General features: G+C 59.6%; 24 protein-coding genes. 11 read left to right on the forward strand and 13 right to left on the reverse strand.

Going from position 1 to position 26,307, the window contains the following annotated elements; all coding sequences use genetic code 11:
* Nucleotide 1: 1 nt before the first annotated feature.
* Nucleotides 2–538 (reverse strand): Crp/Fnr family transcriptional regulator, encoded by a 537-nt coding sequence (locus KORLAC_RS00225; protein ID WP_068301020.1) that lies wholly within the window; start codon nucleotides 536–538, stop codon nucleotides 2–4.
* Between the two features lie 80 nt (nucleotides 539–618).
* Here KORLAC_RS00225 and KORLAC_RS00230 point away from each other — a divergent pair, with 80 nt between their 5' ends.
* The 11 genes from KORLAC_RS00230 (at nucleotide 619) to KORLAC_RS00280 (ending at nucleotide 10,977) form a co-directional block, all read left to right on the forward strand.
* Nucleotides 619–1,353, forward strand: coding sequence for an SDR family oxidoreductase (locus KORLAC_RS00230; protein WP_068301023.1), 735 nt, complete (start codon nucleotides 619–621; stop codon nucleotides 1,351–1,353).
* A gap of 1 nt (nucleotide 1,354) precedes the next feature.
* A complete protein-coding gene (locus tag KORLAC_RS18605; protein WP_074519520.1) occupies nucleotides 1,355–2,008 on the forward strand; it encodes a TVP38/TMEM64 family protein in 654 nt (217 codons plus the stop codon).
* A gap of 76 nt (nucleotides 2,009–2,084) precedes the next feature.
* Nucleotides 2,085–2,768 carry an alpha/beta fold hydrolase gene (locus KORLAC_RS00240; protein WP_068301026.1) on the forward strand — a complete coding sequence of 228 codons (684 nt, stop codon included), beginning with the start codon at nucleotides 2,085–2,087 and terminating at the stop codon, nucleotides 2,766–2,768.
* 24 nt (nucleotides 2,769–2,792) lie between these two features.
* Nucleotides 2,793–3,446: a B3/B4 domain-containing protein gene (locus tag KORLAC_RS00245; RefSeq protein WP_068301030.1), complete on the forward strand. Its 654-nt coding sequence runs from the start codon at nucleotides 2,793–2,795 to the stop codon at nucleotides 3,444–3,446.
* A gap of 96 nt (nucleotides 3,447–3,542) precedes the next feature.
* On the forward strand, nucleotides 3,543–4,985 hold the full coding sequence (locus KORLAC_RS00250; protein ID WP_139167670.1) for a hypothetical protein: 1,443 nt from the start codon (nucleotides 3,543–3,545) through the stop codon (nucleotides 4,983–4,985).
* Between the two features lie 76 nt (nucleotides 4,986–5,061).
* On the forward strand, nucleotides 5,062–5,895 hold the full coding sequence (locus KORLAC_RS00255; RefSeq protein WP_068301035.1) for a crotonase/enoyl-CoA hydratase family protein: 834 nt from the start codon (nucleotides 5,062–5,064) through the stop codon (nucleotides 5,893–5,895).
* A 44-nt stretch (nucleotides 5,896–5,939) separates the two neighbouring features.
* On the forward strand, nucleotides 5,940–6,584 hold the full coding sequence (locus tag KORLAC_RS00260) for a phosphoribosylanthranilate isomerase (protein ID WP_068301037.1): 645 nt from the start codon (nucleotides 5,940–5,942) through the stop codon (nucleotides 6,582–6,584).
* A gap of 36 nt (nucleotides 6,585–6,620) precedes the next feature.
* Nucleotides 6,621–7,829, forward strand: coding sequence for a tryptophan synthase subunit beta (trpB, locus tag KORLAC_RS00265; protein WP_068301043.1), 1,209 nt, complete (start codon nucleotides 6,621–6,623; stop codon nucleotides 7,827–7,829).
* Nucleotides 7,830–7,845: 16 nt separating this feature from the next.
* Nucleotides 7,846–8,673: a tryptophan synthase subunit alpha gene (gene trpA, locus KORLAC_RS00270; RefSeq protein WP_068301047.1), complete on the forward strand. Its 828-nt coding sequence runs from the start codon at nucleotides 7,846–7,848 to the stop codon at nucleotides 8,671–8,673.
* A gap of 48 nt (nucleotides 8,674–8,721) precedes the next feature.
* Complete coding sequence (gene accD / locus KORLAC_RS00275) at nucleotides 8,722–9,594, forward strand: acetyl-CoA carboxylase, carboxyltransferase subunit beta (protein WP_068301050.1); 873 nt, start codon at nucleotides 8,722–8,724, stop codon at nucleotides 9,592–9,594.
* Nucleotides 9,595–9,657: 63 nt separating this feature from the next.
* Complete coding sequence (locus KORLAC_RS00280) at nucleotides 9,658–10,977, forward strand: bifunctional folylpolyglutamate synthase/dihydrofolate synthase (RefSeq protein ID WP_139167671.1); 1,320 nt, start codon at nucleotides 9,658–9,660, stop codon at nucleotides 10,975–10,977.
* On the opposite strand, the gene KORLAC_RS00285 is transcribed toward KORLAC_RS00280, so the two are convergent.
* The 12 genes from KORLAC_RS00285 to KORLAC_RS00340 form a co-directional block, all read right to left on the reverse strand.
* The gene (locus KORLAC_RS00285; protein ID WP_068301057.1) at nucleotides 10,974–11,576 is read right to left on the reverse strand and encodes a hypothetical protein; all 603 of its coding nucleotides are present in this window, start codon (nucleotides 11,574–11,576) and stop codon (nucleotides 10,974–10,976) included. The genes KORLAC_RS00280 and KORLAC_RS00285 overlap by 4 nt on opposite strands.
* Before the next feature lie 103 nt (nucleotides 11,577–11,679).
* Nucleotides 11,680–12,078, reverse strand: a complete 399-nt coding sequence (gene trxA / locus KORLAC_RS00290; protein ID WP_277620363.1) for a thioredoxin — start codon at nucleotides 12,076–12,078, stop codon at nucleotides 11,680–11,682.
* 84 nt (nucleotides 12,079–12,162) lie between these two features.
* A complete protein-coding gene (gene addA, locus KORLAC_RS00295) occupies nucleotides 12,163–15,615 on the reverse strand; it encodes a double-strand break repair helicase AddA (protein WP_074519521.1) in 3,453 nt (1,150 codons plus the stop codon).
* Complete coding sequence (gene addB, locus KORLAC_RS00300; RefSeq protein WP_068301066.1) at nucleotides 15,608–18,577, reverse strand: double-strand break repair protein AddB; 2,970 nt, start codon at nucleotides 18,575–18,577, stop codon at nucleotides 15,608–15,610. Before addB ends, addA begins: the two co-directional genes overlap by 8 nt.
* 3 nt (nucleotides 18,578–18,580) lie before the next feature.
* Entirely contained in the window at nucleotides 18,581–19,318 is a 738-nt protein-coding gene (locus KORLAC_RS00305) for a nucleotidyltransferase family protein (RefSeq protein ID WP_068301070.1), read from the reverse strand.
* Nucleotides 19,315–19,791, reverse strand: a complete 477-nt coding sequence (gene tsaE / locus KORLAC_RS00310; protein WP_068301073.1) for a tRNA (adenosine(37)-N6)-threonylcarbamoyltransferase complex ATPase subunit type 1 TsaE — start codon at nucleotides 19,789–19,791, stop codon at nucleotides 19,315–19,317. The genes KORLAC_RS00305 and tsaE overlap by 4 nt, the downstream gene beginning before the upstream one ends.
* A gap of 11 nt (nucleotides 19,792–19,802) precedes the next feature.
* Nucleotides 19,803–22,172: a PAS domain-containing sensor histidine kinase gene (locus KORLAC_RS00315; RefSeq protein WP_241493352.1), complete on the reverse strand. Its 2,370-nt coding sequence runs from the start codon at nucleotides 22,170–22,172 to the stop codon at nucleotides 19,803–19,805.
* A 92-nt stretch (nucleotides 22,173–22,264) separates the two neighbouring features.
* Complete coding sequence (locus KORLAC_RS00320) at nucleotides 22,265–22,777, reverse strand: nuclear transport factor 2 family protein (RefSeq protein ID WP_139167672.1); 513 nt, start codon at nucleotides 22,775–22,777, stop codon at nucleotides 22,265–22,267.
* 118 nt (nucleotides 22,778–22,895) lie between these two features.
* A complete protein-coding gene (metK, locus tag KORLAC_RS00325; protein WP_068301081.1) occupies nucleotides 22,896–24,062 on the reverse strand; it encodes a methionine adenosyltransferase in 1,167 nt (388 codons plus the stop codon).
* 41 nt (nucleotides 24,063–24,103) lie between these two features.
* Complete coding sequence (gene ahcY / locus KORLAC_RS00330) at nucleotides 24,104–25,390, reverse strand: adenosylhomocysteinase (RefSeq protein WP_175445663.1); 1,287 nt, start codon at nucleotides 25,388–25,390, stop codon at nucleotides 24,104–24,106.
* Between the two features lie 122 nt (nucleotides 25,391–25,512).
* Complete coding sequence (locus KORLAC_RS00335; protein WP_068301087.1) at nucleotides 25,513–25,794, reverse strand: HPr family phosphocarrier protein; 282 nt, start codon at nucleotides 25,792–25,794, stop codon at nucleotides 25,513–25,515.
* A 73-nt stretch (nucleotides 25,795–25,867) separates the two neighbouring features.
* The gene (locus tag KORLAC_RS00340) at nucleotides 25,868–26,266 is read right to left on the reverse strand and encodes a PTS sugar transporter subunit IIA (protein WP_068143312.1); all 399 of its coding nucleotides are present in this window, start codon (nucleotides 26,264–26,266) and stop codon (nucleotides 25,868–25,870) included.
* Between the last annotated feature and the right edge of the window lie 41 nt (nucleotides 26,267–26,307).

Consider the following 26,307-nt stretch of genomic DNA (forward strand, 5'->3'; position numbering starts at 1 on the left):
GTCATGCACCTCGCTCAGCCAGCCGCTTCTTGATACGGCTGAGCGCAACCGGGGTAATACCCAGATAAGCCGCGATATCCTGTTGGGTCACGCGCGCGGCCAGTTCAGGCATGCGCGCCAGCAGCCGCTGGTAGCGCTGTTCAGCGGACAGGCACAGCAATTCATACTCCCGACGCTCTTTCTTCATCGCAAGGTCAAGTAGCAGGCCGGTGACCATCTCGGACAACAGCGGATGCCGGGCTGCCACATCGCGCAGATGGTCATACGAGAAACGCTCCAGGACACAGTCTTCCATGCAGACGAGACTGAAGGTCGCGGGCTCTGCCGCACAAGCAGCCGTCAGGCTACCAATCACCTTCCCGGCCTCCAGGAATGACTTGATCTGCTCGCCGCCGCTTTCGGTGACATAATAGGCTTTCAGGAAACCCGCATGGACGAAATAAAGGCTTGGGTCCGTATCTCCCTGCCTGAATACATGGCTGCCGCGCGCAAACTCGCGCCTTTCCCCGTGGTCTTTCAGATAGTCGGAAAAATCCATCGCCTCTTAACCCAGGTTAATGCCGCCGCCTCATGCGCAGCCTTATCGTCCCTTCACAATAAGGAACATGCGAGGCGAAAATGCAATTTCAATTGAAAGATAAAACCATTCTGGTCACCGGCGGCACTTCGGGCGTGGGACGGGCACTGACAGAGAGGCTCCGGCACGAAAACCGGGTGATCGTGCTTGGGCGAAACCCTGAGAAACTTCAGGCACTCGCCAGCACCTGCCCTAACGTTGAGACAATTGAAGCTGATCTGGCGAACCTGAATGCCGTCCGGTCGGCCATCCACAATATCCGGGATATGGGTGCGCTGGATGTGCTGATCAACAATGCCGCCATCCAGCATACCCCCTTATTCACTGACCCCGTTTTCGACCCCAATAGCATAACCGAAGAAATCTCGGTGAATTTCACCAGCATCTGTCACCTTATCCACGGTCTGCTGCCGTGCCTTGAAGCTGCCGGGAATGCCCGCATCATCAATATCAACTCGGCCCTTGGGTTGGTGCCCAAGACCAGCTCCGCCGTGTACTGCGCCACCAAAGGCGCGCTCAATATCCTGACCCAATCGCTCAGGTACCAGCTTGAGGGCGCAGGCATTCAAGTCCAGCAGGCCATATTGCCCCTTGTAGACACGGCCATGACCACGGGCCGGGGCAGCGGCAAAATCTCGGCGCAGGACGCCGCGCAGGCCATTATTCGTGGCCTTGAAAAGGATGTGCCCGACAACCGGGTCGGTAAAGTGAAGCTGTTGATGATCCTCCACCGCATCAGCCCGGCCCTTGCCGCCCGCATCCTGAAGGGAGCATGACATGGCTGCCCTTGTGAAAATATTCCTGATACTGGCGCTTGGGTTTGCGTCAACTTTCATTGTCCTGAACGCCGCGGGCGTTCTGACCACCACCCAGATCGAAGCTTGGCTCACAACCGCTTCAAGCCTGTCGCCTGGGCTGGTAGCGCTGATCATCGCGGCTTTGTTGTTCGCAGACCTGTTCATTGCCATGCCGACCCTGACCCTGTGCCTGCTGGCGGGTTATTTTCTGGGTTTTGGCATGGGCAGCCTGGCCACCATCACCGGGCTTACGCTTGCCGGCATATGTGGCCATGGGCTGAGCCGGCATTATGGCGACCGCCTGCTCAGGCGCATCGCCAGAAGCGAACAGCAGATATCGGAGGCAAAATCCATGTTCCAAACCCACGGCTTCCTGATGATCCTGATCGCACGCGCCATGCCCATCATCCCCGAAGTGTCAGCCTGCCTGTCCGGCATCACACGAATGCGGTTCAGCCGTTTCCTGGCGGCATGGTGGCTGGGCTCTGTCCCCTATTGCCTGATCGCGGCCTACGCAGGATCTGTCAGCACGGTGGACAACCCCATGCCCGCTGTCTATACCGCCCTCACGCTATCCGGTACGCTCTGGACGGTCTGGTTCTATTTCTATCGGCGGGTATGGGCCAAAATCTAGACCCGCCTTGACGATACTTGCAATTATCAGCCAGTTTCTTTTTACGGTACCGTGACTACAAGTTTGAGGGGACGAGATGAAGCTGGTATTGTTGCCGGGTATGGACGGCACGGGTAAATTGTTTGCCCCGTTTATACATGCCCTGCCGAACGGTGTAGAACCTGTAGTCCTCGGCCTTCCTTCCGTTGGGCTGCAAAACCAAGTAGATTTGGCGCGCCGGCTTGCATCAGAACTGCCGAGCGACGAAGATTTCTTTCTCTTGGGCGAATCCTTTTCTGGCCGCATTGCTTTTGAGCTCGCCCGCGCGCAACCACCGGGGCTTAAGGGCGTGATCTATGCGGCGTCTTTCCTGGTGCCTCCCAATCCGCGACTTTTGCCGCTCGCTGCCACCCTGCCGCTGACGCGGATGATTAAACACCCACCCGCCTCAGGTGCTGCCCGGCACATGATGCTGGGCCGTCATGCATCGGCCATGTGGCCTGTCATAAAGGATACAGTCGCGCGTGTACAAACCGGCCTGATTTCTGACCGCCTCAAGGCATTATCCGATACAAAACCACCTACCGGAGCTTCCGACCTACCCAGCCTGCACCTCCGCCCCACCCGCGACCGGCTCGTGGGGCATAAAGCCGCAGACAGTATTGATGCCTACAACACAAACCTGAAGACCGTCGCTATTGAAGGGCCCCATTTCCTGCTGCAGGCACGGCCAGAAATTTGTGCCGACGAGGTCATGGCCTTTCTGAAATCCGCCCGTTAAGATGGCGCTGTCAGGGAGTAAATTATGCCGTCTTTGTCCATTGATCCGCGCTTTAAAGAACTGGGATTTGCCGTCCATGTGGGCGCGCTTGATTATGACGTTTCTGTGCGTCCCGCCCCGCCTGCGCTCACGCATTCCATTGAGGATGGCGCGGAGATGCGGTTGCAGGAACTTCTGGGCGAAGCAGCCGCGAGCGATCCTGTGATCGCGAACGTGCGCGCGGCTTTCAAGGCCTGTGGCAAGGACCCAAGCCGCTACCGCCCGTCATCAGAAGCCCTGACCCGCCGAGTGATCGCGGGCAAGCCGCTCTATCAGGTCAATAATGTGGTCGACAGTGGCAACCTGGTGTCGCTGATGACCGGGATTCCCATCGGCATCTATGATACCGCAAAAATTGACGGCGACATGCAACTGACCATCGGCGTCAAGGGCGACAGCTATAACGGCATCGGCCGCGGGTCCATCAACCTGGAAGGCCTGCCGGTGCTGAAGGACGACAAGGGCCCCTTTGGCACACCTTTTTCCGACAGCGCACGCACGGCAGTGACGGAAGACACCACCAACATCGTGATCGTGCTGTTTGGCCTCAACATCGATATCGCCCATGTGGAAGCGGCCGCCGAGATCGGCGACACGCTGATCACCCGTTTCTGCGCCCCTGACCAAGAGGCAGGGTAACGCCACATAAACCCAATCTATTTTTGGCTTGATCCCACTCCGTGAATGTTATTATGTTATTTTATTACATAAATTGAGTTGGGGGACATCATGCGATTGTGGGTTGGGGCACTTCTTGTTTTTCTATGTGCGGCTTCGGTAAGGGCAGAGAGCGATATTGAGCTTCTGAACGCCACGCTTGTGGCCAAGTTCCATTTCGCGGAGGTTGCCCGCGACGGCCAGATGGTGGGCGCCTATCAGGTCAGCTTCCGCAATAATGGCGATACGCCCGTGCGCACCATTTCCCTGCTCCTGAACCCCGGCCTGCAATTCGACAAAGTTGTGGGGCCAGGCGGCAAAACACTCAAATTGACCAGCCGAGTTACGCCCGTAACGGGTATGCGTCCATTAGAGCTGAACGTAGCCGAGCTAACCTTGCCAAAATCACTGCGCAAGGGGGAAAGCCGCTTGGAGATCGTAGTGCATTACCGCGGCTACCTTGAGGACCTTTCCGTTACTTTCCCGGGCCTAGAGGACATAAAAGAGACGCTGAGCCCTGATTTCACGATGATAAGATCAGGAAGCTTTGGGTATCCGGTGTTTTCAGCGCCTGAACAAAACGCCATCATCAAAGCATGGGACCATAAGCCGTTCTATCAAGTCGCATTCCTCGATATTCCCGGCACAAACACTATCGTCGGTAATCTTGATGTCGCCCGAAAAACCACAAATGGCGAAATCACCACATTTGAGATGAAAAGCGAGCGGCCTACAGGGCTGATGACGCTGGCCATTGGCCCGTACCAGATTCAGCAACAAAGATTTGTAACCACGGCCACGCTTGGACAGCCAATCGATCTGATTGCTGGAATTGCGGGCGACATAGAGAAAAGGGCCACACAACTGCAAAGTACCATCGGCGGTCGGACAGTACGCAAGGCACTCAAGGTTGTTGAACTACCAGATGGTTTCGCGGCTCCGTACGAGCGGGGACTGCTCTTTGTCCAACCCAACAGGGAAGACCCATTCCCCAGAATCCCTCACTTGGGCGACCGGTCAAGGGCCGCGGTTGTTATGGGTACAGCCTTTGGCCTGTGGCAGATTAACCCAACAAACGAATTTGAACATTGGGCGTCTGGTTTGGACGGAGCCCTATTCGCCTTGCTCTGGGTCGAGCCTTCTTCACTCTCTGCTATGGTGAACAAAGAATTTCCCAACTGGCAAGCATACTTCTCAGGAAACCCCGAAGTTGCAGAATCAGCGTTGGTGGAATTTCCGAGCATGCAAGAGGACTTCATGATGAGCCGAGCCAGCATCTTGGCATTTTTAGCGCTCCATGAGCTCCTTGGTAGCGATGACTTCTTCGCCCTTGTGCGTGGGCTTCGGGCGGAATTGAGTGTCGGGTACGCAGACATGCAATCGGTGGCCGACTATCTGGACCAAAACATCGAAAACAAGAAAGCCCGCAAGTTCGCCAAAAATTGGTTCCAGAAGGGCCGGATCGGCAAAGACATGGCCAAGGCGGAAAGCTTCGAAGAGCTGGTCGCGCTCTACCGGTAAAAAATCACGCTTGCGAGGTGGCCCCCCGGCTGTTTCGCCCAATATAACGGGTCAGAACAGCCGGGAGGAGCCACGCATGAATTTTGAAACACTCGACGTCACCATCGACGGCCATATCGCCCATGTGGCCTTCAACCGGCCGGAAAAGCTGAACGCCATGAACGGCACCATGTTTGGCGAGATCGGCAGGGCCTTCCGCGAGCTGGACGAAAACCCAAGCGTGCGGGCCGTGATCCTCAGTGGCAACGGCAAGCATTTCACCGCCGGGCTGGACCTCAAGGAAAGCGGCGCAGTTTTGGGCGCCACAGAAGGCGACCCGGCGCGCATCCGTGAAAAGCTCCGCCGTCATATCCTATGGCTGCAGGACTGTTTCACCGCCATCGATAATTGCCGCGTGCCGGTGATTGCCGCCGTCCACGGCGCCTGCATTGGCGCGGGCGTCGATGTGATCACCGCCTGCGATATCCGGTTAGCTGTTGAAGACGCCTTTTTCACCATCCAGGAAATCAATGTAGGAATCGTCGCCGACGTCGGTACGCTTCAGCGCGCGCCGCACGTGCTGCCGTTCGGTATTGTGAAGGAAATGGCTTACACAGGCCGCAAGATGCTGACGGATGAAGCCCTCAGGTTAGGTTTTGTCAACCACACAGCGAGTGACAGTAAGGCGTTGCACGAGCTGGCCTTACGGATCGCGCAAGAAATTGCATCCAAAAGTCCTCTTGCGGTTGCAGGCACAAAAGCGGTACTCAATCATGCACGGGATCATTCGGTTGCGGACGGCCTGGACTATGTCGCCACATGGAACAGCGGTATGCTCCTGGGCGAGGATTTGATGAAGGCTGCGACTGCTGCGCTAACGCGCCAAAGCGTGGAGTTTGATGATCTCTTGAAAAGCGACGATCCGGATTAGGGGACGCACTCACCCCAACACCGGTCTTGAGGAACCATTGGGGCATGTCTGTTTCGGTAAAGATCTGCGGCATTACAAAGCCTGAACACGCCAATCTGGCGGCCTATTATGGCGCCCGCTGGCTAGGCTTTGTTTTCTTCGACAAATCGCCCCGGAACCTGACGCTCCAGGATGCTGCCGCCATGCGCCGGCAGTTGCCGTCCTCAACGGAACGGGTCGGCCTGTTCGTGAACGCATCCCACGATTTTATTGAAGATGCCTGCGACGCGCTCGATCTGGACTGGGTGCAGCTGCACGGCGATGAATATCCCAACGAAGCACTGATCCTGAAGAACCGACTTGGCGTATCAATCATCAAGGCAATCGGGGTATCGACAGCCGAAGATATCGACCAGGCAGACATGTTCGCGCCGCACGTGGACGCTATACTGTTTGATGCCAAGCCGCCCAAAGGGTCTGACCGCCCCGGCGGCAATGCGCACAGTTTCCCCTGGAACCTGCTGTCGGGCAGGGACCTGCCATATCCGTGGTTGCTGGCGGGTGGTCTGACGCCAGAGAATGTCAGGCAGGCGGTGCAGGAAAGCGGCGCTCATGCCGTGGACGTCTCTTCGGGCGTTGAAGATGGGCCGGGCCGCAAGTCCGGCGATAAAATTGAAGCCTTCCTTCGTGCGGCAAAAGCCGTTAGGTAAGGCCTCCGGTGGTTTTATGTGAGTTAGGACGTACAGATGTCGCTTAACAGTTATCGTACCGGCCCCGATGAAAAGGGTCATTTCGGAAAATTTGGTGGACGCTATGTCTCGGAAACCCTGATGCCACTGGTGCATCAGGTTGAAAAGGCCTACCGCGACGCCATCAAGGACCCAGACTATCTGGCCGAACTGGACGAGCTGAACCGCCAATATATCGGACGGCCCAATCCGCTTTATTATGCCGAGCGCCTGACCGAACATCTGGGCGGAGCCAAGATTTACATGAAGCGCGAGGACCTCAACCACACCGGCGCGCACAAGATCAACCACGCCATCGGCCAGGTGCTGCTGGCAAAACGCATGGGCAAGACCCGTGTGATCGCCGAAACCGGCGCGGGCCAGCACGGTGTGGCAACCGCCACCGTGGCCGCCCGCTTCGGCCTTGAATGCACCGTCTTCATGGGTGCCGTGGATATCGAGCGCCAGAAGCCGAACGTGTTCCGGATGAAGCTTCTGGGCGCTGAGGTAAAACCGGTGACATCCGGTTCCGCCACGCTCAAGGACGCCATGAATGATGCGCTCCGGGACTGGGTCACCAACGTCCATGACACTTTCTATATCATCGGCACGGTTGCGGGCCCGCACCCCTACCCGATGCTGGTGCGCGATTTCCAAAGCATCATCGGCCGGGAAACGCGCGAACAGCTTCAGGCCCAGGAAGGCCGCCTGCCGGACAGCCTTGTGGCCTGTGTGGGCGGCGGCTCCAACGCCATGGGCCTGTTCCATCCGTTCCTTGATGACCCGGACGTCAAGATGTATGCGGTTGAAGCCTCCGGCCATGGCCTGGATACCGATAAACACGCCGCCTCTATCGCGGGCGGCACGCCCGGTGTGCTACACGGCAACCGCACCTATCTGCTGCAGAATGCTGATGGCCAGATCACCGAAGCGCACTCAATCTCCGCAGGGCTGGACTATCCCGGCATCGGGCCGGAGCACGTCTGGCTGCATGAAGCCGGCCGGGTGAATTATGTTTCCGCCACCGACGATGAAGCGCTTGAGGCCTTCCAGCTGCTGTGCCGCACCGAAGGCATCATCCCGGCGCTGGAGAGCAGCCACGCGCTGGCGCAGGTTATGCGCATGGCGCCTGACCTGCCGAAAGATCATATCATCGTCATGAACCTCTCGGGGCGCGGCGACAAAGACATTTTCACAGTGGCCGATGCGCTCGGCGCTGAAATCTAGAGTTGGGATCAGAGTTATGAGCCGTTTGACTTCCTGTTTCGAGCGTCTGGCCGGTGAAAAACGCGCCGCTTTCGTCACCTTCGTCACCGCCTGTGACCCAACCTTCGACGCCTCGATGGAAATCGTGCGTGGCCTGCCGCGCGCGGGCGCAGATATCATTGAACTGGGCATGCCCTTCACCGACCCGTCCGCTGACGGCCCGGCGATTGACAAGGCCGCCCAGCGCGCGCTGAAAGCCGGCGGCAATATGCAGCGTACGCTCGAGATCGTGCGTGAGTTCCGCAAAACGGACGACAGCACCCCGATGGTTCTGATGGGCTATTTCAACCCCATCTATGCTTACGGCACTGAAAAATTCTGCGCTGATGCCGCGGCGGCTGGCGTTGACGGGCTTATCATTGTCGACCTGCCGCCCGAGGAAGATGAAGAGCTTCGCCTGCCCGCAAATGCCGCCGGGATCGACGTGATCCGGCTGGCCACACCGACGTCCGACGACGCCCGTTTGCCTACAGTACTGGATGGCGCGAGCGGATTCGTCTATTATGTAGCCGTAGCCGGCGTGACGGGCGGCAAGTCTGCGACAGCAGACGATATCGAATCGGCGGTAATGCGTATCAAGTCACATACAGACTTGCCAGTTGCCGTCGGATTCGGTATCCGCACGCCTGAACAAGCCGAAGCCATTGCCCGCGTGGCAGATGGGGCTGTGGTCGGGTCCGCAATCGTATCCCTGATTGAAAGTGGCCTTGATGATAGCCACATGCCAAAGAGCGGCATGGTCAAGGACGTGCTGGACTTTACCGGTAAACTCGCCGAAGGTGTGCGGGCCGGGACAAAGGGCTAACAAGGCGCCAGGCGCCAAAAAGCCAATTGAGAGAAGGGGTTGAGACGCATGAGCTGGCTCACCAACTATGTAAAACCGAAGCTGCAAAAAGTACTGAACCCAAAGGAAACACCAGACAACCTTTGGCATAAGTGCAAAAGCTGCGGCCAGATGATTTTCCAGAAAGAATTTGTCGCCAACCAATATGTGTGTGCGCACTGTGACCATCACGACCGCGTGCCGCCAAAGGATCGGTTCGACAATCTTTTCGATCACGGCACCTACGACCTGATCGACCTGCCTGCGGTGAAGCAGGACCCACTCAAGTTCCGCGACACCCAGCGCTATACTGAACGCCTGAAGAATGCGCGCAAGAAAACTGGTGACGAAGACGCCATCAAGGTGGCTGTGGGCAAGATCGGCGGCGAAGACGTTGTCGTGGCCGTTCAGAATTTCTTCTTCATGGGTGGTTCCATGGGCATGGCTGTGGGCGAAGGCATCATTGCCGGCGCCCGCCACGCGCTCAAGATCGGCGCACCCTATGTGATGATGACCGCCTCTGGCGGCGCGCGCATGCAGGAAGGCATCCTCAGCCTGATGCAAATGCCGCGCACGACGGTCGCAATCCAGATGCTGCGCGATGCGGGCCTGCCGTACATCGTTGTGCTGACAGACCCGACCACAGGCGGCGTTTCCGCATCCTACGCCATGCTGGGTGACGTCCACATCGCCGAGCCGGGCTGCATGATCGGTTTCGCTGGCAAGCGCGTGATCGAGCAGACCATCCGCGAAAAACTGCCGGAGAAGTTCCAGACCGCAGAATATCTGCAGGAACACGGCATGGTGGACGCGGTTGTGCACCGGCACGAGCTGGGCGAGAAGCTGGGCACCATGATCCGTCTTCTGATGGGCGGACGGCACAAGAAAAAGGCTGCAGAGTAAGTCATTACGGGCCGCCGGCATCTCGCCAGGCGGCCTTTCTTTCTGTTCAAGGGAGTCCCACCCGTGGATACTTCGGCCAGCGATGCCGTTCTTGCGCGCCTGATGCGCCTGCACCCCAAGAAAATCGACCTATCATTGGGCCGTATGGAACGGCTTTTGGAGCACCTTGGCCGCCCACAGGACAAGCTGCCGCCGGTGATCCATATCGCCGGCACCAACGGCAAGGGCTCAACCACCGCAACGCTGCGCGCCATCGCAGAAGCCGCCGGGCACCGGGTACATGTTTACACCAGCCCACATCTGGTCCGTTTCGCCGAACGCATCCGCGTGGCAGGCAAGCTGATTTCCGAAGACGCGCTCACGGAACTCCTTGAAGAATGCGAAGAAGCCAACGGCGAAGAGCCGATCACCTTCTTTGAAGTCACCACCGCCGCCGCGATCCTGGCGTTTGCGCGCACACCCGCGGACCTCTGCATCCTCGAGGTGGGCCTCGGTGGCCGGCTGGACGCCACCAATGTGGTCGATAAGCCCGCCGCAGTTGGCATCACGCCCGTGAGCATGGACCACGAACAGTTCCTGGGCGACACGCTCGCCGACATCGCGTTCGAGAAAGCTGGCATCATCAAGGAAGGCGTGCCCACTGTGGTCGGCCCACAGATGGGCGAAGCCATGAAGGCCATCCAGGGCGTGTGCGAAGAAAAAGGCGTGCAGCCAAAGCTGTTCGAACGCGATTGGCAATCGGCCATCAAACCGCGCGGAGACGGCTTCAGCTACAGCGACTGGCAAAGCGAACTTGAGCTGCCGATGCCGACGCTTGTGGGCGAACACCAGGTAACGAACGCCGGCATGGCCATCGCGCTGGTGCACGCACAAACCGCCGTCAAAATCCCGGACGCCGCCATACGCGCCGGGCTTGGCTGGGTGCGCTGGCCTGCACGCCTGCAGGAAATCAAGAACAGCCCCTTGAACGCCATGCTGCCCGATGGCCATGACCTGTGGCTGGATGGCGGCCATAACCCGGCGGCTGGGCAGGTGATCCGGACTTTCCTGTCAGAAGTGGACCCGGTTGAGCGGGAGATCATCCTGATCCTCGGCATGCTCGGCAACAAGGATGCGAAAGGCTATCTGAAGCCGCTCTCCGGTATCGTCAACCGGGTGATCGCCGTGCCGATCCCGGGTGAGCCAGGTGCGGCGGAACCCTCGTTCCTCGCGGGCGCCGCGACAGACGCAGGCATCAACGGCCTCGTAGCCAAGGATGTAGCGAGTGCCCTCAAAATGACCGGCGAAAAAGCCCAGGACGAACGCCCGCCTTTTGTCCTGATCGGCGGCTCGCTCTATCTCGCAGGGCAGGTCCTGCGTGAAGCGGGCATCCTGCCGACCTAAGAAGGCCCAGAAATTTCGACGGCCAACACAGCGTCGGCAGCCAAATCGACTTTGACCTTCGCAAAAACTCCAGTTTCATTTTGAAACGATACCCAGTACTCCAGCGCCTTTGGCCCATCATCTCTCCAATACTGGACTTTAGCACCCTCCCTCATGATCCCGTTGTCACGTAAGTAACGTTCTGCAAGCTGTATCGCATTTTCACGTATATGTGTCTCGACACTACGTCTAAATTCGACTTTTTCGATTATCTCAGGCACTACGAAAACCGTAACAGGCAATAAGATGGCTGCAGCTGAGATGACCACCATCTTCCGCCGCTGGTGCAGCCCTATCCGCCACCACTTCTTGTGTATGCTATAAACGCTCCCTTCCAAAATCCCAACAAGGACGCCGGAAGCCAAAAGTGACACAGCTAAAGCAATCAAGAAAAATGGATCCAGATACCCTTGGGCTAGGTAACCCAAGCCTTGCCATAGCGCTTGGGCAATGATGGGCGCAGCAACTACGATAGCCATACCAGAACTGTACCTCTGGGTTGCCAATCTTGGCAGCCAAAGCAATGTCACCAACGCAGCAAGAGTTATCAAACCTTCCATATGTCCCCCAATCTTTGGCAAAGCCTACGTTCAAAGCCGTTGGGAGAACAATAAAAAAGGCGCCGCAATGGGCGCCTTCTTCAAGTCTCAATGTATCGAGCGATTAAACCGCGCTGTTGATCCACTGCTCAAGCTGGGCTTTCGGCTTGGCGCCCATGGTGGTCGCCACGGCTTCGCCGCCTTTGAAGATCAGCATGGTCGGGATCGAACGCACACCGAAGGACGTTGGCGTCTCTGGGTTTTCGTCGATGTCCATTTTGGCGATGACGATGTCGTCACGCTCGCCGGAGATCTGCTCCAGAACCGGGCCGATCATTTTACAGGGGCCACACCATGGTGCCCAGAAGTCGACGAGCACGGGCTTGTCGGATTTCAGCACTTCAGCTTCAAAATTGTCGTCGGTAATGGTGATGGTCGCCATAACACACTCTTCTTTCTTTTGCTCGTCGGGCCGGAACGCTACAGGGCCCGCGCGAAATGTTGCCTCTTTTGCCCGCCTCACTGGCGGCTTGAGAGCTAACGTAAGAACAGGCCCTCGCCCGGTCAAGGTTTAGTAACACGGTCGTGAAAACAAACCAGATATGCCCTAAAGGCCCATGGCCTTAAGTGCTTCATCCATCTGGCTTTTGCTTAGTTCCATCAGCCTGGCGATATCTGTCCACAAAAGGGCCGTACGGACCTGCTTGTCCGGGTAGATGCCCTCGAGTGCCCGCGCATAAAGCCCCATCTGCTTGAGGTAAATCGGGGCCACACCGGCAGCATCCCTGGGCGGCGGGCGGTTGGTCTTATAGTCGACAATCAGCACGTCCGATTCGGTCACCACCAGCCTGTCCACCTGACCCGAGATGACCCGGCTGCCCACACTGCCCGCCACCTGCACCTCGGCCCGGCTGCCCGGGGCGAACAAGGGACTGAAGACCGGATCATTGAGGATGTTTTCCACCTCACGCCAGAAAGCCTCCACGTCGCTGTCCGGCACCCCCCCAGAACGACGCAGGTAGGCCCTGGCGGCATCCGCGCGCGTGTCCACCGGCATGTCCGGCAGCCATTCGAGAAGCGTATGGATCAGCCGCCCGCGCTCAAACCGCTTGCCGTCCCCGCGTGCTGTCGGGCTGGTGGCGGCAGGCTCATCCTCGTCCGGGCGGCTGGGCGCAAGCGGGCGTGGTGGGTCCGGCTCGTCGGGCATCGCGCGGGTGATCCAGTCCGGTAGCGCGGCAGTCGCTGAAGCTTCAGCTTTCGCCTTCACCGGCGGCACGTCGGCGGTTTGCTCAACCGTCAGGCGCTTCACCTCGCGCCCGTCCGTCAGCTCTATATCCTCGGCGCCAATGCGCTCGAAACCGGCCTCAATCGCCTTGAACCAGCAGTGCTCGTTCGGCTCGCGCCGGTCCTGCCAGCCAGCGATATAGAGCCGGTCCTCGGCCCGCGTCAGCGCCACATAGAGAAGGCGCCTATATTCATGAACCTGGCTTTCCTTGAGCGCCGCTTTCATTTCCTCAACAATCGCCAAATTCTTGGCGGGCGATGTCCACAACAGAAGCGGCGGCATGTCAGGGTCTTTGGCCTCCAGGGGCAGCACGCGGCCATCGCGACTGACATCCGGCATGCTCACAAGGTCAGACAGGAACACGATTGGCGCCTGCAGGCCCTTGGCACTGTGGGCGGTCATGATGCGCACAGCCCCGCCCGCGGCCTCCATGTCCCGCTTGATCTGGGTGCCGCCATGTTCCACCCGGTGGATGAAGGCCTGCAGGCTGGCAGCCTGGGTGTGCTCGAAGCGAAGCGCTTCCTCGAGAAGCTCATCAATCGGGTCGTGCACTTCTTCCCCCAGACGGGATGTCAGCTTCTTACGACCACCGAGGTCCGTCAGCACATGGCAGAAAAATTCGAACGGCGTCAGGATGTCAGCGCCGCCGATCACATCCTGCATGAACTTGAGCGCGTAGGCGAACTCTGGCCGCGCTGATGGTTCTGTGGCTTTCTTCTGCAGCGCGTGCCACAGCGCGCCTTTCCGGCCATAAGCCAGATCAAACAGCAGGTCGTCGTCGAAGCCCACGAACGGGCTTTTGAGCACTGTCGCGAGCGTCAAGTCATCGGTCGGCAGCAGCGCCGCGTGCGCGAGCGCCAGGAGGTCCATCACAGGCAGCTCGTCCGTCAGCACCATGCGGTCACGGCCCGCCACCGGCACACCCAGATATTTGAGCGCGCGCACCAGATGGTCGACAAACGCGGTGCGGCGGCGCACAAGCACCAGCACGTCGCCTGCCTCAATGGGGCGGCCCTGTGCTTCCAGCTCCTCCCGGTCTCTAATCATGTCATGGATGCGGCGGGCGATGCGCCAGGCTGTCCGGCCTTCTGCATCATCGGCCTGTTCCTGCACGATTGGCGGCACCCAGGTGGCTTCCTCGTCACCCTCATTGTCTGCCGCTGGCGCTTCGAGTGGCCACAGCTCCACAAGGCCACCATGGCCTGACCGGATAAACTGGTGTTCCACCTGCTCCAGGTCCGCCGACAGGCCGTGCCAGGCGTCAGCCTCCCTGTGGAATACAGCATCAACGAGCGACAGCACTGCGCCGCCTGACCGGAACGACAGATTGAGCGGTACAGGTTCGGCTTCGCACTCCGCCTCCCAGGCCCGGTGGAACACCCGGTCGCGCGCGGCCACAAACTCGCGCGGGTCGGCCCGCTGGAAGGAGAAGATCGATTGTTTGGCGTCGCCCACCGCGAAGATGGTACGCACCACATCCCGGTCGCGTGCGCCCTCGCCCGAGAAAAACTCAGCCGCCAGCGCCTCCACCACGCGCCACTGGTCGCGGTTCGTATCCTGTGCTTCATCGACCAGGATATGATCCACTTGGGCGTCGAGCTTGAAGAGAACCCACGGCGCCACATCGCCGCGGCTCAGAAGGCCCACTGTGCGGTCGATCATGTCGTCAAAGTCCACCAGCCCACGCTCGGACTTGATGGCGTGATAGCGCCCCAGCTGCGCGAGGCCGAGCTGCAACAAGGCCGTTGTGGCCTCAGCCGCCTCGATGCGAGCCAGCCGGTCGGTGACACGCATCAGGCGCGTCTGCTCTTTGTCGATAATCGCCTCGAACTCGGGATAGTCCGTCAGCGTTTTCTTGACCGCGATCCGGGCCCGCGGGGTGCCCGCAGCGGTCAGGAAGGCCAGCGCATAATCATCAAACAGCACCTTTCTGGCGGCCCCTTCGGCTGCGGTGAAGGCGGTGATGGCCTCACCCGCCTTCTGTTCTGTCTTGCTGCCAGCAAGCAACACAGGCCCCATGGTGCGCATGCCTGCAAGGTCGAAGGCATCGTCCTGGATCGCGGCCTCCAGCACCATGGCTTTCGTCTCACCCGGTGTCAGGTCCAGCGCGCGATAGAGCGCAGGCACAAGGCCCATGGTGCCATAGGCCTGCTCGGCGCGGCGGAGGGTGGAGGCCTCAAACGACAGCCGCTCGATCACCTCATCGAAGGTGTTTTCCGTCACCAGCCCCGCGACCTTGTCGAGCGCTTTCCTCACCGCCGCACCCGCCGGTGTCTGGGTATAGGCCAGCATCTGGTCCTTGGCCGAGGCCATGGTCTCGCGCGCGTCAGCTTCGTCCATGCCCTCGAACCCCGGTGCCATACCGGCCTCGAGCGGGAAGCGGCCTAGAAGTGCCTGGCAGAAACTGTGGAAGGTCTGAATCTGCAGACCACCAGAGAGGTCCAGCACCTTGGCGAACAACTGCCGCGCCCGGGTCAACATGTCTGCATCCGGGAATTCTTCCGTGCGGCGGGTGATCTCCGCGGCCAACACGTCATCCGCCATCAGCGTCCAGCGACCGAGCTCCTCGAAGATACGGTTTTTCATTTCCGCCGCCGCTGCCTTGGTGAAGGTCAGGCAGACGATATTTTCAGGGTCTGTACCCGTCAGCATCAGACGGAGCACGCGAGCGGTCAGAACGTGGGTCTTGCCGGTTCCGGCAGAGGCGCCCACCCAGGCCGTAAGCTCAGGATGGGTTGCACGGGCCTGCTCGACCGTCATGCGGGGTTTAGCCATTATCGCCTCCCCCGAACGGATCATCGGCGTTGCGCCATTCTTTCACCCGCGCCAGATGGTCATAGTCACCGTATCCCGCTTCCTTCGGTCGCGGGTTTGAAAGATACGGCGTTGTGGGCTTAGAGAACTCCTTCACCAGCCCCGACAGTCCTTGTTCCGCATCCGAAATAATCTGCGGCACATCTTTGACAGGGCGGTGCTGCTTCTGCACCGGCTCCCCGCCCTTGAGTTCCCAGAAGACGAGGTCATCAACCGCTGCCGCGTCCACACCATCGAAGGCACCGCGTTCCGCCAGCCAGCCTTCAAGTGGCAGTTGGGGGGCGAAGCCCGCTTCCATGCGGCGCCTGGTGGGGATGTTACCGGTTTTATAGTCGATGATGGTCAGCGCGCCAGTCTCACGCTGCCGGTCGATCCGGTCAGCCTTGGCAATCAGGGTGAAGTCCGCGCCCGGCAGCTTCGCCTCGGCCCAGCTTTCCACGGCCGCCACGTCAAACAGTTCCGCGCGCTCGGCCTCGTTTTTCACGAACCAGTCGGCGATGCGCTCGAACCGCGGCCACCAGAAGGCATACACTGTTGGCTGGGTCAGCACGTCCTCAAACACCTTGCGCCCAACGTCCATCAGGCGCGCGAGTCCCGCTTCGCCGCGCGTTGGGCCGTCTTCCAGCAGGAAGCGCTCCAGCGCTTCATGGAGCAGCGTGCCCTTGGTGGCGGCGTTGGGGCGGTCATCCACAGGGTCCAGCGGGCGGAAGCCAAGCACCTTATAGGCATAAAGGCCATAAGGGTCGCGCATCCAGGTTTCCACCTGTGTGACCGAAAGCTTGGTGGGGCGCGCCTCAAGCGGCGGTGTCGGGCGGGGCGGCAGGCAGGGTGTCACCACGGCGCTGCGGTCAAGCTGGGCCGCCCAATCCAGATACGGCCCTGCGCTTGGCACCTCGCGGCCCGCCAGGGCCTCAATCCGAAACAGCCAGCGAGACGGTACCGTGGGCGCACCACTGACCTTTTCAGCACGTGTCAGCACCACTTCCCCGCCCGAAGCGGCCTGCACAAAGTCATGCGCGGCCTGCCCGGTGCGGCGCTCCAGGGGCGGCAGCCCGAATTCGGCACGCATCGGTCGGTTCATCCAGGGCTCGGGTTTCACCTCGCCCGGCCAGGTGCCTTCATTCAGGCCCCCGAGGATCATCAGGTCGGCCCGCTGCAGCCGGGCTTCGAGCGTCCCCCAGATACTGAGGCGCGGGTGCTGGCGCCAAACGGGTCGCACGCTGACGCCCGCCAGCAGTTCATCAAATAAAGCCGCATAGCCATCAGTCGCGACACCGGTCACGGGCGCGGTTTCCTGAATAAGGTCCGCGAGCGCATCCGCGAGCGCCTGGCCTTCTTCGCCCTTCCATAGAATGGCTTCGCCGGGCTCAGCATCAGTCGAGGCCAGTGCTTCGGCCACGCCAACATGACGGCGCAGCAACTGATCGAGCGGTAGTTCCTCCACAAGGCCCTGCTCCAGCGGTTCAAGCGCCTTGATCACCCGGTCGAGTGTCGCCACATCATCATCATTGAACCCGGCCTTGGCGTCACGCGCCACAACGCGCGCGCGGGCCATCAGGCCCTTAAGCCCCCCGGCTGGGCGCACACCCCGCAAAACAAAAGTATCCAGCCGCCGAAGGCTGGCGAGGAAGGCCGGACGGTCAAGCCCTACTGAGACGAACGGATGCTGCAACAGTGCCAGAAGGGCGATGGGCGAAAACTGTTCTGCGGCGGCGGCGGCCAAAAGGCCCATGAAACGCCCCGGCAAGGTATTCAGAACCCGGTCACCGCCCGAATCATCCACCTCAATGCCCCAGCGCGACAGGCTGGCGCGCACCATTCTGGCCAGTGCCCGGTCGGGCGTCACCAGCGCAGCGGTCTTTGATGGTTCCTCAAGCACCTCGCGCATCATCACGGCGATGGCGTCAGCTTCCTCCCGCCGCGTGGGCGCCACCAGTTTGGTCAGCCCTGCGAAGGGGTCGGCTGTTTCGGCAAGGCCCAAGCCGCGCCAACAGTCAGTTTCCTGAGCAGGCAACAAAGCATGACGTAAAAGCAGCGCACGGTTCGGCCCCGTGGGCAGGGTTGAGGTTGGCCAATGCGCCACTTCATGCCGGTTCGCCCCCATGGTGACAAGAAGCCCCTTCAGCACGCCTTGCGGATGGGTGGCATCGATGGCGTCCCAGGCGCTGTCGGGCATATCGCGGTCCAGCCCTGGCAGGATCACAGCCCCGTTGGGCATGCGCGCCACAACCGAGAGGAGCTTTGCAGTCGCGGGGATAGAGCCCGTTGAACCCGCCGCGAACACCTGCCCCACGGGTGGGCGCTGGGACCAGGCCTCAGCCACCATATCCAGCATGGCATCGCGCCGGGCGGCGGGGTTCATTGCGCCTTCTGCCTCAAGAATTGCGGGCCAGTGCTCAGACACGATCTTGAGGAAGGCGAGCGTATCTTCCCAGTGGTGCGCCAGATTTTCCGGCACCAGGTCCTTGAGGCCATCAAACGACAGGCCTTCGGTATCGATGCTGTCCATCAGCTTGGCGAGTTCCCCCGCCAGCCGCCAGCCCTGCGCGGGTGCAAGCCGGTCGCCCTTGAGCGCAATCCAGCGCATCACCTGCTGCATCAAAAGGACCTGCCGCCGCGTACCGCCGATGGCAGGCTTGAGCGCGGAAGGGTCAAGCCCGAGCCCGGCGCCCAGGAAAGTGATTTCGTCCTCGTCCACATCGCCAATCGGGCGCATGGCGGGCAGGAGTGTAGGCTTTTGCCCCAGCTGCCTGAGGAAGGCTTCGCGGAGCGACCGTCCGGCGCGCCGGTTGGGCACCAGCACTGTCATGTCGGCCAGTTTGGCTGGGTCCCTGCCCGCGCGGTCAATCAGGCCCGCCGCCAATGCGTCCACAAAAGGATGGGCGGGATCGACCGTATAGATGGTGGGACCATAGTCAGCCATAGCCTAGTCCGCCCCCAATTCAGCCAGCTTATCCTCAGCCGCCTTGATGGCCTCGGGCGTGCCCACATGCATCCAGTGGCAGGTGTGAAGCAAGCCGTATAGCCGACCGGCGCTCGAAGCCTTGCGGAAAATCTCAACATTCGACCATTTGCCCTCAGGCATATCGTCATAGAGCGTGGGCTTGACCACCTGAATGCCGCCGAACATCACGGGCGCGGAAGGCGCGTCGGCGCGGAAGGTGATAGGCGTGGGCTCTGTCGCGTCGCCAGCCGGGATAAAGTCTCCCGCACCGTCATACCCCAGCGCATCAGCGGTCGGCACCAGCAAAAGCAACACATCCATGCGCGCGGGGTCAAAGGCGGTCGCGAGTCGCTTGAGCGTGCCCTTATCACCATCCACCCACAGGGCATCACTGTTGATCACATAGATGGGGTCGCGGCCCAGCATCGGCAGGGCTTTTTTTACGCCGCCACCGGTCTCCAATAGCGCATCGCGCTCGTCTGAAATCATCACATGACCCGCCTCTACATGGGGGGCAAGGTGGGCCTCAATCTGGTCGGCCAGATGATGCACATTCACCACCGCCTTTGCGCATCCGGCCTTGTCCAGATGTGCCAAAATGCGGTCCAGAAGCGGCACGCCCGCAACCGGCACCAGCGGCTTGGGCGTGGTGTCGGAAAGCGCCCCCATTCGGGTGCCCTTGCCCGCCGCCAGAACCATGGCATTCAGGGCGGCACTCATGCCGACAGCTCTTCCACAAGAGACCGCCAGCTGGCGTCGCCCGACAGCACTACCTTGCGTTCGCCGCGGTCACCGATGGTCAAATGGACTTTCAGCGCGCCGTCCCACCAATCTTGAGGCATACGGTCAGGCCATTCGATCAGGCAGATGCCGTCGTCGCGGGCTTCATCAAGGCCAAGCTCATAGGCTTCCTCGGGGTCGGTCAGGCGGTAGAGGTCTGCGTGCCACACCTGAACGCCGTCATCGCAGTCATAGGTCTGTACCAGCGTGAAGGTGGGGCTCGGGACCTCCGCTTCCTCGTCGCCCAGGCGCGCCCGGATGAAGGCGCGGGCCAACGTGCTTTTGCCTGCCCCCAAGTCACCCTCAAGCGCGATCAGACGCCCGGCAGGAACGCTGCTGGCCAGTGCCTGCGCCAACGTCAGCGTGTCCTCCTCGGTACGGCAGTTGATGGTCCGGGAAATCGTATCGCTCATGGTCTTCCGGTCTATTTGACGGGTTCAGCGGCAACGGGTTGGGTACGCGGCAGCTCACAACTGAGCGATAGCCCCTCTTCGCCAAGCGGGTCAAGGCGAATGCGGCCATGATGCAGGTTCACAATCGAGCGCACCAGTGCCAGGTCAAGCCCGGTCGCCAGCTTGCCGCCTGGCGACGCCCCCATACGCACCGTGTTGACCAGCCTGTCACGTTCGCGTTCCGTCAGGCCGGAGTCCGGGTTTTTGATGTTAATTATAACTTCATCATCGGTGCCCGACAGCTTGATGAACAGCCTGCCGCCCAGACGGGCAAAATTGAGCATCGAGGACACCATATTATAGAAGGCCTGCCGCACCCGGCGCTCGTCCGCCTCGATGATCCCAACGTCCTCAAGCTTGTCGAGTTTGACCTGGATTTCCGACTTGCGCGCCAGTTCAACCACCAGATGGCCGGTATCTTTGATTGCTTCGGTAACATTCATCGGTTTCAGGGTGAGGTGCGCCTCGCCCGCGTCCAGCACCGCCAGGTCAAGCACGTCCGCGATCAGATCCTTCAGCTCACCCGACGCAGTCAGGATGTTTTTGACATAGTCGGCCTGATGATCATTCAGTTCGCCGAACATCTTCTGGTCCAGCATTTCGGCAAAACCGATGATGCTGTTCAGCGGCGTCCGCAGTTCATAGGACATGTTGGTGATAAATTCGCTCTTGAGCCGGTCGGCGGCTTCCAGCGCGCTGGAGCGTTCGCGCAGGGCCTGTTCCACCTTGAAGCTGTCGGTCACGTCCGATTGCGTCAGCATCACGCCGCCGTCGGGCAAGGGCACGATGGCAAAATCAATCACCGCGTCGTCGGTGCGGTACCAGCGGCCGCTCCTGTGCTTGTGTTCGCTGACCCAGCTGACCAGATGGCTTTTGAAGTCGCTGAAGCGGGGGTCTTTTTCGTCTGAAATCGCAGGCACCCTGGACGTCAGTTCTGTCAGGTGCGGGTTGCCGTCGATATCGTCCTCCGTCAGCTGCCAGAGCGACCGGAACGCCGGGTTCGACAGCTGCAGGCGGCCGTCCGTACCAAACACGGCAATGGCCTCAACCATATTATCCAGCGTTTCCTGCTGAACCGCCATCAGCGTGTTATAGGACCGCTCGAGCGCCAGGCGGTCCGTGACATCCTCGAACAGGATCAACAGCCCACCGAACGGGTGTGGCTGGGTCACCACGCGGTGCGCGGTGCCGTCAGGCAGGTGCCACATCTCCTCGAACGGCTCGAGGAGCGTGGTGTAATGCTTCAGGATGTTTTTCTTCCACTGCTGGAAATCCACCTGCTCGGGCAGGCGGCGCTTTTCGCGCATGGCATCCAGGATTTCGCTGTGGCGAAGTTGGCTTGAAAGCACGTCCTCGGACAGATGCGACAGCCGCGCGAAGGCACTGTTGTAGAACCTGAGCGTCTGGGCCGGGCCAAAGATTGCCACCGGGCTCCGGAGGCGGTTCAGCGTTTCCGACTGGGCCTCGAGCACCCGGGCAAGCTCCGAGAGGGCTTCTTCTTCGCCGGTCACATCGACCGCAATGCCCATCACATGACCCTCTTCATCGAGCGGCATGTTGGTGACCGCAAAGGCCCGGCGCTGGCCGTCCGTAACGCCAAAGCGGCGTTCGCGCACCCGCTCGCCCGTGTCCCTTGCCTTGCGCGCGGCTGCCAGACTGCCGCGGTCGAACAGCTCCATGTTGCGTTCGGTAACGTCATAGACGCTGTTACCGTCCACCGCCTTCACATAGGCGTCATTAACGTCCACGAGGCCATAGTCGGGCCCACGCACCCAAACCGGGAACGGCAGGTTGTTGAACACCCGAGACAGGTCCTTCAGCTTCAGTTCAAGCGCCCGCACACCTTGGCGGTTGGTGCGCGCCGTGCGGTCCATGCTTTCCTCGATCCACAGGATACTGGCGGGCCAGCGGTCATCGCGCGCCGGAAGCCATTGGAAATCCAGGATCAGGCGAGGCTGGTTCTTGCCCCGGTCGATAACCAGCGGAGTTGAGATGTCGCCCCCTGAATTGAGGCTGCGCTTGAGGTCCGCGACTGTACGGTCGGGGATACCGTTATCGGCCGTGACCAGCTCATCAAGGGTCCGTGCCCCTTCATCCAGGCCGACCAGATCCAGCGTATCGGCGTCCGCCTGCATACGACCGTCCGTCCATAGCCAGATGGGGTGCCGGCGGTCTGTCTGGATCATGCTGTCGAGAAAATTGGCGAGATCCTGCAGGGACCGGGCGCGGTCTGTCGCGCGGCCCGTGCGCCACAAGGCATAGAGCGCCAGCGCAACCCACGCGGTTGCGGCAACACCGATCACGATCCAGATTGCATATGATGGCAGGTCACCAAACGGCACAGCCAAAATCTCCCCTCGAAAATCATTAATCAGAGTAGCGCGTTAGGGGGCAGAGAAACAAGAACAAGAAATGTCAACTATTGAGCCGAAGCCTAATGCCCTTCCTTCTCAATAAGCTGGATCGTTTCATCTAGTCCTTTGAAGTCTGCAACAATCAAATGTTCCAGAATTTTTTCGCCTTTGAGGGTGATCACATGAATAACTTTACTGCTACCCGTGATCACATATTCAGGGTGGTCAGTTGTGTATGTCACAAAATTTTCCCGAACCACCACGTTCCCATATGAAAACCCATTGATGGACTCATAGGATTCTGTGGTTTCAGACGTCTTCGCTTCTTCACCCTGTCGTATTTGTTCGAGTATAAATGCCTTCCCTTTCCACTTTGCTGGGGTTGCAATGCTGTCCATCGACGCGGCGACTTCGGCTCCTAGCATGTCGAATACGGTAGCGTCGTCATCCAGCAACCGGTCCAACGCCTCATAGTCGGCTTCCGACAAGGCCTTCAAATAGATATCTGCAAGTACTTCTTGTTGCGTTGGTTCTGCAACAGCGGCAAACGAAAGAAACGAAGCCATACAGATCAAAAGTATGGATTTTAACACTACCGACCCCCTCAATTTCAGACCTGCAGCTAAGCTAAACCGCGAGGCTGTTCTGCAACAAACAAAAAAGCCGGGCTACGTTTCCGCACCCGGCCTTTTAGAGTCTTCTTTCGCGCTCTTAGATGCCGAATTCCGATTTCAGCGCGTCAACCAGATCGGTCTTCTCCCAGGAGAAGCCACCGTCATCGGTTGGCTTGCGGCCAAAGTGACCGTAAGACGACGTGCGGGTATAGATCGGCTTGTTGAGGCCCAGATGTTCGCGAATGCCGCGTGGGCTCAGGTTCACCATCTGCTGCAGAACGTTCGACAGATGCTGTGGGTCCACCCGTGGCTGGTCGCCCCAGAGATCCACATACACCGCGAGCGGCTTGGAGATGCCAATGGCGTAAGCAAGCTGGATCGTGCAGTTGTTCGCGAGGCCTGCTGCCACCACATTCTTGGCAAGATAGCGCGCAGCATAGGCGGCCGAGCGGTCCACCTTGGTCGGATCTTTGCCCGAGAAAGCACCGCCACCGTGGGGGGCTGCGCCGCCATAAGTATCCACAATGATTTTGCGGCCGGTGAGACCCGCGTCGCCGTCAGGCCCGCCAATGACGAACTTGCCAGTCGGGTTCACATAGAACTCGCCTTCCGGGCACATCCAGCCTTCCGGCAGCACGCTTTCCACATGCTTGCGCACGAGCGCGCGCAGGTCTTCCTGGGTCACGCCGTCCTTATGCTGGGTGGACACCACAACAGACGTGGCACCAACTGGCTTGCCGTCCACATAGCGGAGCGTCACCTGGCTTTTGCTGTCAGGCTCAAGCTCTGGCGCTTCACCGGAATGGCGCGCCGCGGCAAGGGATTTCAGGATGCGGTGCGAGAAATCGATCGGCGCTGGCATCAGGCTTTCGGTTTCGTCGCAGGCATAACCGAACATGATGCCCTGGTCGCCCGCGCCTTCGTCCTTGTTGCCAGCGGCGTCAACGCCCATGGCAATATCGGCCGACTGTTCGTGCAGGTGATTTTCGAACACGGCGTTCTTCCAGTGGAAGCCGTCCTGCTCGTACCCGATTTCACGGACAGCATTACGCGCAACTTCTTCGATATCGCCCTGCACACTTTCAGGACCACGAACCTCACCCGCCAGGATGATCCGGTTGGTCGTAACCATGGTTTCGCACGCAACGCGGGCTTCCGGGTCAGCGCCCAGATAGAGGTCAACAACGCTGTCGGAAATACGGTCGGCTACCTTATCCGGGTGGCCTTCAGATACCGACTCACTGGTGAAAACATATTCACTCATTCTTCTCTCCTCGAGACAAAGGGAGGATGCCTGATCAGCCCCTAGTAGCGGTAATGTTCCGGCTTGAACGGCCCTGCAACCTGCAGACCCAGATACTTGGCCTGCTCATCACTGAGCTTTGTGAGCTTGGCGCCCAGCTTGCCCAGGTGCAGCGCGGCCACTTTCTCGTCCAAGTGCTTCGGCAGCACATAAACATTGCGGTCGTACTTGGTGTGGTTTTCCCACAGCTCGATCTGCGCCAACACCTGGTTGGTGAAGGATGCGGACATCACAAAGCTTGGGTGACCGGTGGCACAGCCCAGGTTCACGAGGCGGCCTTTGGCGAGCACGATCAGGCGCTTGCCGTCCGGGAACACAACTTCGTCCACCTGTGGCTTCACTTCTTCCCACTTCATATTGGAAAGGGCCGCGATCTGGATTTCACTGTCGAAGTGGCCGATGTTGCACACAATCGCGCGATCTTTCATGTCGCGCATATGGTCAAGCGTGATCACGTCCTTGTTGCCTGTGGCGGTAACGAAAATATCGCCCACCTTGGCGGCATCATCCATGGTCACGACTTCATAGCCTTCCATGGCGGCCTGCAGTGCACAGATCGGGTCGATTTCAGTAACCATCACGCGTGCGCCCTGGCTGCGGAGCGATTCGGCGGAGCCTTTGCCCACGTCGCCGTAACCGCAAACAACTGCAACCTTGCCCGCGATCATCACGTCAGTCGCGCGCTTGACGCCGTCGACCAGGCTTTCGCGGCAACCATAGAGGTTGTCGAACTTGGACTTGGTCACACTGTCGTTGACGTTGATCGCCGGAACCGCGAGGCGGTCTTCCTTGGCCATTTCATAAAGGCGCATCACACCGGTGGTGGTCTCTTCGGAAATGCCCTTCACGCCGTCCATCAGCTCTGGATAATCTTCGTGCATGATCACAGTCAGGTCACCGCCGTCATCCAGGATCATGTTCGGCACCCAGCCGTCAGGACCTTTGATGGTCTGGTGAATACACCAAACGGCCTCTTCCTCGGTTTCACCTTTCCAGGCAAATACAGGAATGCCGGAGGCCGCCATGGCCGCCGCCGCGTGATCCTGGGTTGAGAAGATGTTGCAGCTGGACCAGCGCACCTCAGCGCCAAGCGCCGTCAGCGTTTCAATCAGAACTGCGGTCTGGATGGTCATGTGCAGACAGCCGGCAATGCGCGCGCCCTTCAGGGGCTGGCTTTCGCCGAATTCTTCCCGAAGCGCCATCAGGCCTGGCATCTCGGTTTCTGCAATTCTGATTTCTTTCCGCCCCCAGTCGGCAAGCGAAATATCGGCAACTTTATAATCGGTCATGGATTTGATCCTGCTTCACTCAAGGGCCAGCACAAAGGCATTACGGCCAAACTAAATTCGGCCCCTTATAGCAGGCAGGATCGAAAAGATAAAGATTTCTTTATATAATGAAGATTAGATACTTATTCATCTTCACCGAACCGGCTCGACACCATGGCAGACAAGGCTTCGACCGCGGCAAATGCATCGTCCCCTTCTGCTGAAATCTCGATGTTGTCGCCCTTGGCGGCGCCCAGCATCATCAGCCCCATGATTGAGGTACCAACCACACTGACACCGTCTTTGGACACGGAGACGATGGCATTATAGCGCCCGGCTTCCGTTGCAAACCGGGCGGATGCTCTCGCATGAAGCCCGCGCGCATTCACAATGGACACGCGTTTCTTTTCACCAGCTACAGCCATACTCACTTCTGTTTCACTCCCCAGCACTGCGCTCTGGACCCCTGCAGACCGCCGCATCTTCTTTCTTATACCGTCAGCCGCCCAAGACCTGACTGGCAACATTGATATATTTCACGCCTGCTTCTTTGGCAGCCTCAACTGATTCTTCCAATGTCGACCCGTGCCGAACGCTAGCCAGCTTGATCAGCATTGGCAAGTTGATCCCTGCGATGACTTCGGTCTTGCCCTTTTCGAGAAGGGAAATCGCCAAGTTCGACGGCGTGCCACCGAACATGTCGGTCAGCAACACAACACCGCTGCCACTATCCACTTCCTTGACCGCATCCATGATCTGCTGACGACGCAGCTCCATGTCGTCGTCCGGCCCGATGCAAATGGCACGAATCTGCTCCTGTGCACCAACCACGTGTTCGGTCGCGGCAACAAATTCGTCCGCCAATCGCCCGTGGGTCACCAACACCATGCCAATCATACACAAACCCTCTTTTTTCTTCCTGGCCCCTAAGCCTAATG

The sequence above is a fragment of the Kordiimonas lacus genome, from assembly GCF_001550055.1.
GTDB classification, from domain to species: Bacteria; Pseudomonadota; Alphaproteobacteria; order Sphingomonadales; family Kordiimonadaceae; genus Kordiimonas; species Kordiimonas lacus.

Bases quoted from the DNA above. Each gene is read 5' to 3' on its own strand.
- KORLAC_RS00225 (WP_068301020.1), bottom strand. From the start codon at position 538: ATGGATTTTTCCGACTATCTGAAAGACCACGGGGAAAGGCGCGAGTTT.
- KORLAC_RS00230 (WP_068301023.1), top strand. From the start codon at position 619: ATGCAATTTCAATTGAAAGATAAAACCATTCTGGTCACCGGCGGCACT.
- KORLAC_RS18605 (WP_074519520.1), top strand. From the start codon at position 1,355: ATGGCTGCCCTTGTGAAAATATTCCTGATACTGGCGCTTGGGTTTGCG.
- KORLAC_RS00240 (WP_068301026.1), top strand. From the start codon at position 2,085: ATGAAGCTGGTATTGTTGCCGGGTATGGACGGCACGGGTAAATTGTTT.
- KORLAC_RS00245 (WP_068301030.1), top strand. From the start codon at position 2,793: ATGCCGTCTTTGTCCATTGATCCGCGCTTTAAAGAACTGGGATTTGCC.
- KORLAC_RS00255 (WP_068301035.1), top strand. From the start codon at position 5,062: ATGAATTTTGAAACACTCGACGTCACCATCGACGGCCATATCGCCCAT.
- KORLAC_RS00260 (WP_068301037.1), top strand. From the start codon at position 5,940: ATGTCTGTTTCGGTAAAGATCTGCGGCATTACAAAGCCTGAACACGCC.
- trpB (WP_068301043.1), top strand. From the start codon at position 6,621: ATGTCGCTTAACAGTTATCGTACCGGCCCCGATGAAAAGGGTCATTTC.
- trpA (WP_068301047.1), top strand. From the start codon at position 7,846: ATGAGCCGTTTGACTTCCTGTTTCGAGCGTCTGGCCGGTGAAAAACGC.
- accD (WP_068301050.1), top strand. From the start codon at position 8,722: ATGAGCTGGCTCACCAACTATGTAAAACCGAAGCTGCAAAAAGTACTG.
- KORLAC_RS00285 (WP_068301057.1), bottom strand. From the start codon at position 11,576: ATGGAAGGTTTGATAACTCTTGCTGCGTTGGTGACATTGCTTTGGCTG.
- addA (WP_074519521.1), bottom strand. From the start codon at position 15,615: ATGGCTAAACCCCGCATGACGGTCGAGCAGGCCCGTGCAACCCATCCT.
- addB (WP_068301066.1), bottom strand. From the start codon at position 18,577: ATGGCTGACTATGGTCCCACCATCTATACGGTCGATCCCGCCCATCCT.
- KORLAC_RS00305 (WP_068301070.1), bottom strand. From the start codon at position 19,318: ATGAGTGCCGCCCTGAATGCCATGGTTCTGGCGGCGGGCAAGGGCACC.
- tsaE (WP_068301073.1), bottom strand. From the start codon at position 19,791: ATGAGCGATACGATTTCCCGGACCATCAACTGCCGTACCGAGGAGGAC.
- metK (WP_068301081.1), bottom strand. From the start codon at position 24,062: ATGAGTGAATATGTTTTCACCAGTGAGTCGGTATCTGAAGGCCACCCG.
- ahcY (WP_175445663.1), bottom strand. From the start codon at position 25,390: ATGACCGATTATAAAGTTGCCGATATTTCGCTTGCCGACTGGGGGCGG.
- KORLAC_RS00335 (WP_068301087.1), bottom strand. From the start codon at position 25,794: ATGGCTGTAGCTGGTGAAAAGAAACGCGTGTCCATTGTGAATGCGCGC.
- KORLAC_RS00340 (WP_068143312.1), bottom strand. From the start codon at position 26,266: ATGATTGGCATGGTGTTGGTGACCCACGGGCGATTGGCGGACGAATTT.